9 protein-coding genes are annotated in these 13,245 nt (G+C 70.1%); 4 read left to right on the plus strand and 5 right to left on the minus strand.

Annotated features, from left to right (window positions below; genetic code table 11):
* Positions 1-45: 45 nt before the first annotated feature.
* Positions 46-1,422: an NADP-specific glutamate dehydrogenase gene (gene gdhA, locus RAC69_RS08110; protein ID WP_375086367.1), complete on the plus strand. Its 1,377-nt coding sequence runs from the start codon at positions 46-48 to the stop codon at positions 1,420-1,422.
* An 84-nt stretch (positions 1,423-1,506) separates the two neighbouring features.
* On the opposite strand, the gene RAC69_RS08115 is transcribed toward gdhA, so the two are convergent.
* The 4 genes from RAC69_RS08115 to RAC69_RS08130 all read right to left on the minus strand — a co-directional run bounded on the left by RAC69_RS08115 (position 1,507) and on the right by RAC69_RS08130 (position 6,851).
* Entirely contained in the window at positions 1,507-2,934 is a 1,428-nt protein-coding gene (locus tag RAC69_RS08115; protein ID WP_375086369.1) for an APC family permease, read from the minus strand.
* Positions 2,935-3,087: 153 nt separating this feature from the next.
* The gene (locus tag RAC69_RS08120) at positions 3,088-6,033 is read right to left on the minus strand and encodes an aminotransferase (RefSeq protein ID WP_375086371.1); all 2,946 of its coding nucleotides are present in this window, start codon (positions 6,031-6,033) and stop codon (positions 3,088-3,090) included.
* Positions 6,030-6,650, minus strand: a complete 621-nt coding sequence (locus RAC69_RS08125) for a gamma carbonic anhydrase family protein (protein WP_375086373.1) — start codon at positions 6,648-6,650, stop codon at positions 6,030-6,032. The genes RAC69_RS08120 and RAC69_RS08125 overlap by 4 nt, the downstream gene beginning before the upstream one ends.
* Before the next feature lie 39 nt (positions 6,651-6,689).
* On the minus strand, positions 6,690-6,851 hold the full coding sequence (locus RAC69_RS08130; protein WP_341935093.1) for a hypothetical protein: 162 nt from the start codon (positions 6,849-6,851) through the stop codon (positions 6,690-6,692).
* A gap of 173 nt (positions 6,852-7,024) precedes the next feature.
* On the opposite strand from RAC69_RS08130, the gene RAC69_RS08135 reads away from it, so the two are divergent.
* Positions 7,025-7,906, plus strand: a complete 882-nt coding sequence (locus RAC69_RS08135) for an SDR family oxidoreductase (RefSeq protein WP_375086374.1) — start codon at positions 7,025-7,027, stop codon at positions 7,904-7,906.
* Positions 7,907-7,942: 36 nt separating this feature from the next.
* Here the strand turns inward: RAC69_RS08135 and mfd are convergent, their stop codons facing one another.
* Positions 7,943-11,506 (minus strand): transcription-repair coupling factor, encoded by a 3,564-nt coding sequence (mfd, locus tag RAC69_RS08140; RefSeq protein ID WP_375086375.1) that lies wholly within the window; start codon positions 11,504-11,506, stop codon positions 7,943-7,945.
* Positions 11,507-11,676: 170 nt separating this feature from the next.
* Between mfd and RAC69_RS08145 the strand changes: the two genes are divergently transcribed.
* Both RAC69_RS08145 and RAC69_RS08150 read left to right on the plus strand, forming a co-directional pair.
* Positions 11,677-12,243 (plus strand): GNAT family N-acetyltransferase, encoded by a 567-nt coding sequence (locus RAC69_RS08145; protein ID WP_375086376.1) that lies wholly within the window; start codon positions 11,677-11,679, stop codon positions 12,241-12,243.
* A 46-nt stretch (positions 12,244-12,289) separates the two neighbouring features.
* Entirely contained in the window at positions 12,290-13,153 is an 864-nt protein-coding gene (locus tag RAC69_RS08150; protein WP_375086377.1) for an Fpg/Nei family DNA glycosylase, read from the plus strand.
* Positions 13,154-13,245 lie beyond the last annotated feature (92 nt).

Below are 13,245 nucleotides of genomic sequence, written 5' to 3' on the forward strand. Positions count from 1 at the left end.
CATGTGCGACGCCTCCCTCGACCCGATCAGAAAGCCCTCTCGCGCGTGACCCCTTCACCTTCCCCCTCCGCCGACTTCCACCCGCTCGCCGACACCCTGCAGCCCGTCTTCGACACCGTGCTGGCGCGCAGCCCGCACGAGCCGGAGTTCCAGCAGGCCGTGCACGAAGTGCTGAACTCGATCGCCCCGGTGCTCGAACGGCATCCGGAGTACGTCGACGGCGGGATCGTCGAGCGCCTCGTCGAGCCGGAGCGGCAGATCCTGTTCCGCGTCCCGTGGGTCGACGACGCGGGACGGCTGCAGGTCGACCGCGGCTACCGCATCCAGTTCTCCTCGGTGCTCGGCCCGTACAAGGGCGGCCTGCGCTTCCACCCCTCGGTCAACCTGTCGATCATCAAGTTCCTCGGCTTCGAGCAGATCTTCAAGAACGCGCTCACCGGACAGGGCATCGGCGGCGGCAAGGGCGGATCCGACTTCGACCCGCACGGACGGTCGGATGCCGAGATCATGCGCTTCTGCCAGTCGTTCATGAGCGAGCTCTACCGTCACCTCGGCGAGCACACCGACGTGCCTGCCGGTGACATCGGCGTCGGCGGCCGCGAGATCGGCTACCTGTTCGGCCAGTACCGCAAGATCACCAACCGCCACGAGTCGGGCATGTTCACCGGCAAGGGCACCGGATGGGGCGGCGCCGAGGTGCGCACCGAAGCCACCGGGTACGGCGCGGTGTTCTTCGCGCAGGAGATGCTCGGCGTGCACGGCGACTCGCTCGACGGCAAGCGCGTCGCGGTCTCCGGCTCGGGCAACGTCGCGATCTACGCGATCCAGAAGGCCGCCCAGCTCGGGGCGACCGCCGTCACGGCATCCGACTCCTCCGGCTATGTCGTCGACGACGAGGGCATCGACGTCGATCTGCTGCGTCAGATCAAGGAGGTGGAGCGCGCCCGCATCGTCGAGTACGCGCGTCGCCGGCCGAGTGCCCGCTTCGTCGAGGGCGGCAGCGTGTGGGAGGTCCCTGTCGACATCGCGGTGCCCTCGGCGACGCAGAACGAGCTCGACCACGAAGCCGCTCAGGCGCTGATCGCGAACGGAGTCCGCGCCGTGTCCGAGGGCGCGAACATGCCGTGCGTCCCCTCGGCGATCGACGCCTTCCAGGCGGCCGGCGTGCTGTTCGCCCCCGGCAAGGCCGCGAACGCGGGCGGCGTGGCCACCTCGGCGCTCGAGATGAGCCAGAACGCCTCCCGTCAGCGCTGGAGCTTCGACGCGAGCGAGAACAAGCTGCGCGAGATCATGGCCGACATCCACCGGGCCGCGTTCGACGCCGCCGAGCGCTACGACGTCGCGGGCGACTACGTGGCGGGCGCCAACATCGCCGGCTTCGAGCGCGTGGCTGCCGCGATGCTCGCGCAGGGCGTCATCTGACGCCTTCCGGGTGTCGAATCGCGTGAATGGCAGCTCCCACGCGGGGAATGTTGCAATGCAAGCGATTCGAAACCCGCGGACGCCTCAGCGCTCGTCGACCGGCACCTTCACCACCTTGTTGTAGCCCGTCACCGCCTGGTTCTCGTCGAACGCGACCACCTTCTTGCGGAAGCCCTTCGTGATGACCGCGAGGTAGATGAGACCGAGCACCGTCCAGGTGATGCCGCCGATCAGCGCGTCGGGGTGCAGGTTCACCCACAGCAGCCCCGTCAGCAGCATGCCGATGCCCGGCATCACGATGTACGAGAAGATCTCCCGCGGCGTGCGGCGCAGACCCTTGCGGATGGCGAACCAGGCGATCACCGAGACGTTGACGAACGTGAACGCGATGAGCGCGCCGTAGTTGATCCACGCGGCGATCAGCTCGAGCGTGAACGGGATCGCGAGCAGCGAGATCGCCCCCACCAGCACGATGTTGAACGTCGGCGTGTGGGTGCGGCGGTTGATGTAGCCGAAGGCGCGCTGCGGCAGCACGTTGTTGCGCCCCATCACGAGCAGCATGCGCGAGACCGAGGCGTGCGAGGCGAGGCCCGACGCGAGAGTCGCGCAGAAACCAGCCGCGGTGAGCACCGCCATGAAGACGTCGCCGCCCACGAGGTCGCCGATGATCGGCAGGGTCGAGTCCTCGACGAACTGCATGTCGCCGCCGGGGGCGAACTCGTTCCAGTCGGGGAACCGCAGCTGCGACACGTACGAGGCCACGAGGAAGATCCCCCCGCCGAGGAGGACCGTGAGGAGGATCGCCTTGGGCATGATCTTCGGGTCCTTCGCCTCCTCCGCGTACATCGTCACCGCGTCGAAGCCGATGAACGAGAAGCAGACGATGGTGGCGCCCGTCAGCACCGCTCCCATGGTCACGTCGTCGTGCAGGAAGGCGCCGACCGAGAGGATCGTCGCCGCGCCCTCCCCGCGCATGAGCTGCGCGACGACGAGCACCACGAACACCACCATGACGACGATCGAGAACACGAGCAGGATCATGTTGAGGTTCGACGTGCCGCGCATGGTCATGTAGATGATGCTCGTGACGAGGATGCAGTAGAGCACGACCCAGATCCAGGCCGGGACGTCGGGGAACATCGCCTCGAGGTAGCTCTTGATGATGAGGCAGTTCACCATCGGCAGGAGCACGTAGTCGATCAGCGAGGTCCAGCCGACCATGAAGCCGAGGTTCGGATGGATCGACTCGCGCACGTAGGTGTAGGCGGATCCGGCGCTCGGGATGGCGCTGGCGATCTTGCCGTAGCTGATGGCGGTGAACACCATGACGATCAGCGCGACGAGGTACGCGGCCGGGACGACGTCGTTCGTGTCGCGCGCGACCATGCCGAAGGTGTCGAACACGACGGTGGGCGTCATGTAGCCGAGACCGAGTCCCACGATCGCCCACAGCCCGAGGTTGCGTCGGAGGGTTCCGCCTCCCTGCGCGAGCGGCTTGGTCTTCGTGGCCATATGTACTCCTCCGGGAACAGCGCAGGGGCCGGACTTCGGGTCGTCCGACGCTGAGCATCAGTATGGACCCGGGATATTCGTCAGCGGAAGAGCAAATCTCGTTCGAAATACGCATTTAACATGACGAACGAAGGCCGGATTCGAAGGCCGGGCTCACCATCCTTCCGAGAGCACCCGATCCAGCGAGGCGAGCACGTGGTCGGCGCTGTCCGCGGTCAGGCACAGCGGCGGCTTGACCTTGAGCACGTTCGACCTCTCCGAGGTCGTGAGGACGACGACCCCGAGCTCCCGCATCCGTTCGCAGATCGCCGCGGCCTCGGCGTCCGCCGGCTCCATCGTTTGCCTGTCGCGCACCAGCTCCACGCCGAGGTACAGGCCCGCGCCGTGCACGGGCCCGATCAGCGGATGCCGTCGCGCGAGCTCCCGGAACCCGTCAGCCAGCCGAGCACCGATCTCGCGGGCGTTGCTCTGCAGCCCGTCCGCCTCCATCGCGTCGAGCACGGCGATCCCCACCCGGCAGCTGAGCGTGCTGCCGCCCGCGGACGAGAAGAACTGCCCCTGGCTGCTGAGCGCGTCGGCGATCCGCTTCGAGGTGATGACGCCGCCGATCGGGAACCCGTTGCCCATGGGCTTCGCGATCGTGACGATGTCGGGCACGACGCCCGACTGCTCGAAGCCCCAGAACGTCGACCCCATGCGTCCGAACCCGACCTGGACCTCGTCGGCGATGCAGAGCCCACCGCGAGCACGCACGCGTTCGTAGGCTCCGGCGAGGTAGCCGTCGGGGAGCAGCACGCCGCCGGCATTGCCGAGCACGGATTCGCAGAGGAAAGCCGCGACGTCCCGCCCCTCGACGGCGAGTCGGTCGAGGTCGGCGTCGAGGTCCGCGAGGTAGAGGTGGGCCGTGTCGTCGCCGCGATAGGTGCCGCGGTAGCGGTTGGGCACGTCGGCGACGTGCACCCAGTCGGGACGCGTCTCGAGCGCGAAGGGGTTGTCGTACGCGCTGGTCGTGACCGCGTCGCTCGCCATGGTCCACCCGTGGTACGCCTCGCGGAGCGCGACGACCGTCCGACGCGCGGTGGCGGCCTGCGCGAGCCGGAGGGCGAGATCGACCGCCTCGGAGCCGCTGTTGACGAGCAGCACCGTGTCGAGCGCACTGCCCTCCGGCATCAGCGCGATGAGCCGCTCGCTGTACTCGGCGAGGTCGCGGAACAGGAAGCGCGAGTTGGTCGCGAGCGTGCGCAGCTGACGGCTCGCGGCCTCAGCCACGAGAGGGTGCGCGTGGCCGAGTCCGGCGACGTTGTTCACCATGTCGACGTAGGTGCGGCCCGTCGTGTCGATCAGGTGGTGGCGCCAGCCGCGCTCGATCTGCGGCGGACGCTCGTAATACCGTTCCTGCGCCTCGGCGAAGATGCGCTCTCTCCGACGCAGCTCCTCCTCCGCCTCGTCGTGCTCGGCGTGCGACGGGATGCCGAGCAGCGCGGCCGGATCCGCGGTGAGCCGCCGCCACGCGGGCACGCGGTCGGGGGTCACGAGGGCCGCGACGCCGCCCCGACCGTGGTGAGGAGGCGCGCCGATCCGCCGGACTCCGATCACGAGCACGGCGGGGTCCTCGGCCGCCGCGACCGTCGCGATCTGCTCGCCCGCTCCCACGAGCCGGCCTGCGGGCCCGCCACGCAGTCCTGAGCCGCGCAGTCCTGAGCCGCGCAGTTCCAGCACCCACCCGTCGTCCGCGACGAGGCGGAGGCCTGCGTCGTCGTCCTGCAGGTCGCCGGCCCACGGAGCGATGATGCGCGACTCCCGTCCGGGGGCCAGGTGCAGCTCGGTCTCGCCCGGCCACGTCGCCGCCGGATCGGCGGCATCGACCGCCGCACGGGTGAGTCGGAACGCGCCGTACGGCAGCACCGCGACGGCGGCTCCCCGAGCGTGCGCCTCGGCGACGAGGCTGGTCTCGGCCGCGGCATCCATCCAGCGTCCGGCGTCGAGCTCGGCCGATCCGACGCCCGCATCGACGACGACGAGTCCGCCGTCGAGGTCGGGAAGCAGTCCATGGGTCGCCCGCGGCCGGTCGGGCGCAGGCACGACGCCCAGTCGGTCCAGCACGTGCTCGACCGCCTCGGCGAGCGGCACGGCCGTGGCGGCGTCGAAGATCGCCTGCTCCGTCGCGACGCGCTCCCGCGCGTAGTCGTTGGCGCCGTCGATCGCGAGCTGCCGCCATCCACTGGCGACGAGCAGCGCCGCCCGCAGCACGATGAGCGGCCACACCGCCCGTGCTTCCGCCCGCTGCAGCAGCACACGGTCGTGGAAGGCGGCGATCGTGTCGAGCACCCGCAGCGGACGCTCCGGCTCGTGGTGCAGCATCGACGAGGCGCACACGGCGAGCTCCGCGACCCGCCATCCGAGTCCGAGGTCGCCGAGGTCGAGCACGACGTGCGGATGCAGCCGGGAGTCGGCTCCGCGGGCACCTGTCACGTTGTCATCGGTCAGGTCGCCGTGGATCGGCTGCACAGGGAGGTCGGACGCCACCGCGGCGAGCGCGGCGTGCGCCTCGTCCGCCGCCGACAGCACGCGCCGCCGCAGGTCGTCGTCGTCGATCGCGTCGGCGAGCGCGCGGACCTGGTCGTACGCGACGCGCATGTCCCACATCTGCTCCCGATCGAGTCCCGGATGCTGCAGATCGGCGAGCGCGGAGACGGATGCCGCGGCGAGCGCGCCGAACTCGGCGAGCACGACCGGAGCGAGGTAGCCCGCATCGACGATCGGCTCGCCCTCCGCGTACTCGCTGCGCCGTACCGCGAACCCCTGCCAGCGCTGGGTCAGCCGACCGTCGAGCCCGGCGAGCACCGCGGGCACGCGCACACCCGCCGCGCGGTACGCCTCGAGCGCAGCGTGCTGGGCATCGCGCGCCTCGTCGCCGAACACGGGGTTGTCGACCCGCAGCACACTGCGTCCGCCGTCGGCCTCGTGCAGCACGAAGTTGCGGTCCTGGTTGCTGCCGAGCTCGGTCGCCGTCGCCTCGATGCCGTAGCACGCGCGGGCGATCGCCTCGGCATCCTCCGTCGTGACGTCCGGGCGCACCAGGCCTGTGCCGGCGCTCACTCCCCACCCGCCGCTGCACCGTCGACACGCACGTCCTGGGCGTGCCTGGCCAGCGAGCTGCCGTAGCGCTCGGTGAGCTGCACCATGAGGTCGGGGGTGTCGCGGTCGACCCCGAACACATGGCCGGGGAAGTCGAGCTCGGGCTGCGCGGCGGCGATCTCGTCTTCGCGGTCCGGGGAGAGCAGTTGCACGGGGTCGCCGACGGCCACCCAGCCGATCGGCACCACGGTGCCCGACGGCAGCACCGCCCGCCGGTGCACGATCGCATTGACCCGCACCTCGCAGCGGTCGCCGACGATCGCGCCGTTGAAGATCCGCGCACCGGAGGCGAAGAAGACCTCTTCGCCCACCGTCGCGCCCGCGATGCTCGCGAGCGTGCCGATCAGTGTGTGCGGCCCGATGTGCACGGCGTTCGCCGCCGTCGCCCTGATCAGGGCGTTCTCCATCACGATGACGTGCTCGCCGATCGTGATCGGTCCGCCCTCGGCCGTGATGACCGCGCCGTGCAGGACCTGGCAGCCGGGCCCGATCTGCACGTCGCCGGAGATCACGGCGGTCGGAGCGATGACGGCGGTGTCGTGGATCCGGGGCCGAGCCCCGAGGTGCTCGTACAGCATGTCGTCAGCGTAGCGCCGACGAACGCGTGAGCGAGAGACCTACTTCCTGGTGGCGGCGCCTCGGCGCAGCATCCCGATCACGAGCGTCGCGAGGAACAGCACGACTCCCAGGACGGCCAGCCACAGCAGCCCCTTGATGACGAAGCCGAAGACCGCGAGACCGGCCCACAGGACGAGGAGGATGATCAGCAGTGCCCACATGCGTCCACTATCCCGCGGGTGCGCGGCACCGGTCACCCCGTTGACGTGCGGCTCGCCTGTCGCTAGTCCCGCTGCTACGCTGGCGCCCATGGCTGGCCTCTGACTCGATCCTCTCCCCCGCCGTTCGGCTGCGTTCCCGCGCGCCTCGGCACCTCCGATCGAAAGGAACCCCCATGCACGCTTCCCCTCTTCCCCTGCGCGGCAAGACCGCCCTCGTGACCGGCGTCTCGCGCCTCCGCGGCATCGGCTTCGCGACCGCCGTGCGCCTCGCGTCTCTCGGCGCGAACGTCGTGACCCACCATTACCGTCCGCACGACATCGACCAGCCGTGGGGCGCCGACAACCTCGACGCTGTGCGCGCGGGGATCGCCGACGCCCTCGCTACCGGTGCCGCGATGAGCGATCACCACGCCGATCTGCGCGATCCGGCGACGATCGAGCCGCTGCTCGACGCAGCATCCGCCCTGACGGGTCGTCTCGACATCCTCGTGTGCAATCAGGCTCTGACCGGAGGGGACGGCTCGATCTTCGACATGACGCCCGACCGGCTCGACGCCCACTGGCAGACCAACGCCCGCGCGTCGCTCCTGCTGACCGCGGGGCTCGCCCGGCGGCGGCAGACCGAACGGGGCGGCTCGCACGTCGATGTCGCACGGCCCGGCGACCGCGTCGCGGACCTCGGACCGTTCGACGCACCGACCGGCCACGTGATCTGGATGACCTCCGGTCAGGGACACGGCGCGATGGTCGGCGAGATCGCCTATGCGACGAGCAAGGCGGCGCTCGCCGGCATCACCCGGTCGGTCGCGAGGGAGCTGCTCGACGTCGGCATCGTGCTGAACACCGTCAACCCCGGTCCGGTGAACACGGGGTACCTCGATCCGGACACCACCGACCGCGATCTGTCGGGTGTCGCCGAATGGATCAGCGCGCAGCCGTTCGGTCGGGTGGGACGCCCCTCCGACCCCGCGAGCCTGATCGGTTGGCTCTGCACCCCGGACGGCTCCTGGGTGGTCGGTCAGGTGCTCACATCGGACGGCGGGTTCTCGCTCTGAGCCGTGGCCGCGAGGGGCGGTCACGGCTCAGCATCCTCACTCGGCCTTGACGGGCTCCGGGAAGATCGCCGTGAACAGCTGGCCGACCCACTCGAGCAGTTCCGCGTCGGGCAGGGGCTCGAGGCCCACGCCGACCGCGGCCGGCACGGTCGGCATCGGCACGACCAGCGCCTCGCCGCCCGCCACGAGCTTGGCCTTGGGGTAGAGCCGCTGCAGACGCACCTTGATCGAGTCCTCGAGGCGTGCCGGCGCGATGCGCAGGTTCGACCCCATGACCACGACGTCGGCGAGACCGGCTCGTGCGGCGCGGCGCCGCAGCCGGGCGACGGCGATCAGACCCTCGACCTCCTCGGGAGGCGTGCCGTAGCGGTCGGTGAGCTCGTCGATCACGAGGTCGATCGCGTCGTCCTTGGCGGTCGCGGCAGAGGCGGCGGAGAGCTTCTGGTACGCCTCAAGCCGCAGGCGCTCGCTGTCGATGTAGTGCTCCGGGATGCGGGCGTCGAGCGGCAGTTCCAGCCGCAGCTCCTGCCCGCTCTCGACCTCGTCGCCGCGGAACGTCGCGACGGCCTCGCCGATCATCCGCAGGTAGAGGTCGAATCCGACGCCGGCGATGTGCCCGGCCTGCTCGGCGCCGAGCATGTTGCCCGCTCCGCGCAGCTCGAGGTCCTTCAGGGCGACCTGCATGCCCGAACCGAGATCGTTGTTCACGGCGATGGTCTGCAGCCGATCGGCCGCCGTCTCGGAGAGCGGCTTCATGTCGTCGTAGAGGAAGTACGCGTAGGCGCGCTCACGTCCGCGGCCCACGCGTCCGCGGAGCTGGTGCAACTGGCTCAGGCCGTACTTGTCGGCACGGTCGATGATGATCGTGTTCGCGTTGGAGATGTCGAGGCCGGTCTCGATGATCGTCGTCGACACGAGCACGTCGAACTTGCGCTCCCAGAAGTCGTCGACGACCTGCTCGAGCTGGTGCTCGCCCATCTGCCCGTGAGCGACGGCGATGCGAGCCTCCGGCACGAGCTCCGCGAGCTGCGCGGCGACCCGCTGGATCGACTGCACGCGGTTGTGCACGAAGAACACCTGACCCTCACGCAGGATCTCGCGACGGATGGCGGCGGCGATCTGCTTGTCGCTGCGGGGGCCGACGAACGAGAGGATCGGATGCCGGTCCTCCGGCGGCGTCGCGAGGGTCGACATCTCGCGGATGCCCGTGACGGCCATCTCGAGGGTGCGCGGGATCGGGGTGGCGCTCATCGCGAGGATGTCGACATTCGTCTTCATCTTCTTGAGCGCGTCCTTGTGCTCGACACCGAACCGCTGCTCCTCGTCGATGATCATGAGGCCCAGGTCCTTGAACATCACCTGGTCGGTGAGGATGCGGTGCGTGCCGATGACCATGTCGACCGTGCCGTCGAGCAGCCCCTCGAGCGTCAGCCGCGCCTCCTTGTCGGTCTGGAAGCGCGACAGCGGCCGCACCTTGACCGGGAAGCCCGCGAACCGCTCCGTGAACGTCTCGAGGTGCTGCTTGACGAGCAGGGTGGTCGGCACGAGCATCGCGACCTGCTTGCCGTCCTGGATCGCCTTGAACGCCGCTCGTACGGCGACCTCGGTCTTGCCGAAGCCGACGTCGCCCGACAGCAGGCGGTCCATGGGGATGGGCCGCTCCATGTCGGCCTTGATCTCGTCGATGGTCTGCAGCTGGTCGTGCGTCTCGGCGAAGGGGAACGCCTCTTCGAGCTCACGCTGCCACGGGGTGTCGGGCCCGAAGGCGTGGCCCTTCGCGCTCATGCGTGCCGAGTAGAGCTTGACGAGCTCGACGGCGATGTCGCGCACGGCCTTGCGCGCCTTGCCCTTCGCCTGCGCCCAGTCGCTGCCGCCCATCTTCGACAGGGTCGGCGCCTCGCCGCCCACGTACTTCGACAGCAGGTCGAGCTGGTCCGTCGGCACGAACAGCTTGTCGCCCGGGTAGCCGCGCTTCGACGGCGCGTATTCGAGCACGAGGTAGTCGCGCGTCGACTTGGTCGCGTTGCGTCCGCCCGTCGACACCTCGCGCTTGGTCATCTCGACGAAGCGGCCGATGCCGTGCGTGTTGTGCACGACGAAGTCGCCCTGCTTGAGCTGCAGAGGGTCGACGACGTTCTTGCGCCGCGAGGCGAGCTTCTTCACGACGCGCTGGTCGCCGCCGATCGTGCGTCCGTAGAACTCGTTGTCGGTGAGGACGGCGAGCTTGGCGTCGGCGATCTGGAACCCGGACTCCACGGATCCCGTCACGAGCGTGGCGACCCCGGTGTCGGGAAGCTCGGTCAGCTGCTCAACGACCCGGGCGGCGATGCCCCGGTCGGACAGCACGTCGCGCGCCCGGTCGACGAGACCGGGACCGGTCGCGATCACGACGACGCGCCAGCCGTCCGACACCTTCGCCTCGACGAACGAGATCGCGCCGTCGACGTTGCCGTGGAATGACGGGATGACCGCCGCATCGATCGTCTCGGCATCCTCTCCCCCCATCGCGAAGGGACTGAGGCGCCACCAGACGCCGCCGCGCTCGCGCACGACCTCGCGGAGCCGCGCGATCGTGAGGAAGTCGCCGGCTCCGAGGTCGATGGGCGCGGAGGCGCCGGAGGTCGCGGCGCTCCAGGCGGCGTCGAGGAACTCGCGATTGGTCTCGCCGAGTGTGATGGCGCGGGCGCTGGAGCGCTCGGGATCGACGACCGCGGTGGCGGTGCCCTCGGGCAGGTACTCGACGAGCGACTTCAGCGGTCCGGCCACGGCGGGCAGCAGCGACTCCATCCCCTCGACGGGGATGCCCTCCGCCATCTTCTCGAGCATCCCGGCGATCGCGGGGAAGCCGCCGATGAGAGCACGCGCACGGTCGCGCACGTCCTGCGTGAGCAGCAGCTCGCGGCTCGGCGGGAGGTCGACGAGGGCGACGTCGCCGGGGAGGGAACGCTGGTCGGCGACCGAGAACGCACGGATCTGGTCGACCTCGTCGCCGAAGAACTCGACGCGGAACGGGTGCTCGGAGGTCGGCGGGAAGACGTCGAGGATGCCGCCGCGCACCGCGAACTCGCCGCGGCGCGACACCATGTCGACCCGGGAGTAGGCGCGCTCGACGAGCTGCTCGGCGACGTGGTCGAGCTCGTACCCGCGGGTGCCGACGGAGAGCTCGAGCGGCACGATGTCGCCGAGGTTGCCGGCGATGGGCTGCAGGGCCGCACGCACTGACGCCACGACGACGAGCGGGCGCTCCCCCGACCACTCGGCGATGCGGCGCAGGGTCTGCAATCGCTGGCCGACCGTGTCGGGGCTGGGGCTGAGCCGCTCATGCGGCAGCGTCTCCCACGCGGGGAAGGTGACGACCTCGGCCTCGGGCAGGTAGGCGGCGACAGCCTGCGACAGCGATTCGGCGCGGCGCCCCGTCGGGACGACGGCGAGCAGCGACGCCGGCTGCCCCGCGGCACGGCGCTTGTCGAGCAGCCCGGCGAGCGCGGGCGCGTCGAGCCCGTCGACCAGTCCGAGGTCGGCGTCGGTCTGCGCCCAGCGGAGGGCGTCACGATACAGAGACGCCTCTTCCAAGGCGCGCAGAATCCCCGGAACAGTCACCTGACAAGCCTAGCCGCGGCGTCCGACACTGCGGCGCGAACCCTCGCCTTCGCCGACGCGCTCGCCTTCGCCGAACCACCCCTTTGCGTGCGACCCACCCCCTTTGAGACCGCCTCTAAAGGGGCCGCTCGGGAGCAAGGGGGCCGCTCGGCGATCAGTAGGCTTTCGGGATGGAACCGGTCACCCTCACCACCGAGCGGCTCGTGCTGCACGCGCCCGGCGCCTCCGACGTCGACGCCATCGCCGAAGCGTGCCAGGATCCGGAGATCCCGCGCTGGACGACTGTGCCGAGCCCGTACTCGCGCACGGACGCGGAGGACTTCGTCCGTCTCATCGGCGAGTGGTGGGCCGACGGCAGCCAGACCGTCTGGGCGGCGTACCGAGACGGCGAGCTCGTCGCGTCTATCGGCCTTCACCACATCACCGATGCGGTCGGCGGCGGCGACGCCGAGCTCGGGTTCTGGGTCACGGCATCCGCACGCGGCAACGGCTACATCGTCGAGGCGGCGAGGGCGGTCATCGACTTCGGGTTCGGCGAGCTCGGCCTCGCACGCATCGTCTGGCGCGCGGTCGTCGGCAACGTGCCGTCGGCGCGGGCCGCCCGCGCGCTGGGCTTCCGCTACGAGGGGCTCGCCCGGCAGGCGCTCACGAGCAGGCGCGGTCGCGACGACGGCTGGTCCGCGGGGTTGCTCGCCACCGACGACCGCACCCCGATGGCCTGGCGCGTGCTGGACTGAGCCCCTCCCCTGGCCCGGTGTCGGAGGCGGGTGGCAGGATGGGCGCATGCCGGAGATGCCGGAAGTACAGGGCCTGACGACCTTCCTCGCCGACCGCGTGGTGGGGCGCACGATCACGCGAACGAGCGTCGGGGCGATCGCCGCGCTCAAGACCTACGATCCGCCGAACACGGCGCTGCACGGTGCCGAGATCACCGCGGCGACGCGGCGGGGCAAATTCATCGTGCTGTCGGCGGGCGACGACCTGCATCTGGTCTTCCACCTCGCGAAGGCCGGGTGGCTGCGCTGGTACGAGCTGCTGCCCGCCACCCTCCTCAAGCCGGGCAAGTCGCCGATCGCCCTGCGGGTGGCGTTCGACGACGACAGCGGGTTCGACCTCACCGAGGCGGGCACGAAGAAGTCGCTCGCCGTCTACGTCGTGCGCGACCCCGACCAGGTCCCGGGCATCGAACGGCTGGGGCCCGACCCCCTCGATGCCGACTTCACCCGTGAGGTCTTCGGCGACGTGCTCACCGGGCGACGGATGCAGATCAAGGGTCTCCTCCGCGACCAGGGCGTGATCGCCGGGATCGGCAACGCCTACTCCGACGAGATCCTGCACGCGGCGAAGATGTCACCGTATGCGATCGCTGACAAGCTCACCGACGACGAGGTCGATCGCCTCTACGCGGCGATGCAGTCGACGTTGACGGATGCCGTGGCGCAGGCGTCGGGCAAGCCTCCAGCCGACCTCAAGGATGCGAAGCGACGAGGGATGCAGGTGCACGCCCGTCGCGGTGAGACCTGCCCCGTCTGCGGGGACACCGTGCGGAGCGTGTTCTTCGCCGATCGCTCCCTCGAGTACTGCCCGACGTGCCAGACCGGCGGCAAGATCCTCGCCGACCGCCGCCTCTCGCGTCTGCTTAAGTGACCCGAGTCTGCTTCTCGTCGTGTTACGGGGAATGAACCCGGCGGTCACGCGGCTTGTACACTCAGAACATCAACGTGCTCCGGGGTCGGTGG

Origin of the sequence: Microbacterium sp. LS_15 (assembly GCF_041954735.1) — a bacterium.
Classification (GTDB): Bacteria; Actinomycetota; Actinomycetes; order Actinomycetales; family Microbacteriaceae; genus Microbacterium.

Coding starts and splice junctions, on each gene's coding strand:
- RAC69_RS08150 (WP_375086377.1), top strand. CDS start 12,290: ATGCCGGAGATGCCGGAAGTACAGGGCCTGACGACCTTCCTCGCCGAC.
- RAC69_RS08115 (WP_375086369.1), bottom strand. CDS start 2,934: ATGGCCACGAAGACCAAGCCGCTCGCGCAGGGAGGCGGAACCCTCCGA.
- RAC69_RS08145 (WP_375086376.1), top strand. CDS start 11,677: ATGGAACCGGTCACCCTCACCACCGAGCGGCTCGTGCTGCACGCGCCC.
- RAC69_RS08125 (WP_375086373.1), bottom strand. CDS start 6,650: ATGCTGTACGAGCACCTCGGGGCTCGGCCCCGGATCCACGACACCGCC.
- RAC69_RS08130 (WP_341935093.1), bottom strand. CDS start 6,851: ATGTGGGCACTGCTGATCATCCTCCTCGTCCTGTGGGCCGGTCTCGCG.
- RAC69_RS08135 (WP_375086374.1), top strand. CDS start 7,025: ATGCACGCTTCCCCTCTTCCCCTGCGCGGCAAGACCGCCCTCGTGACC.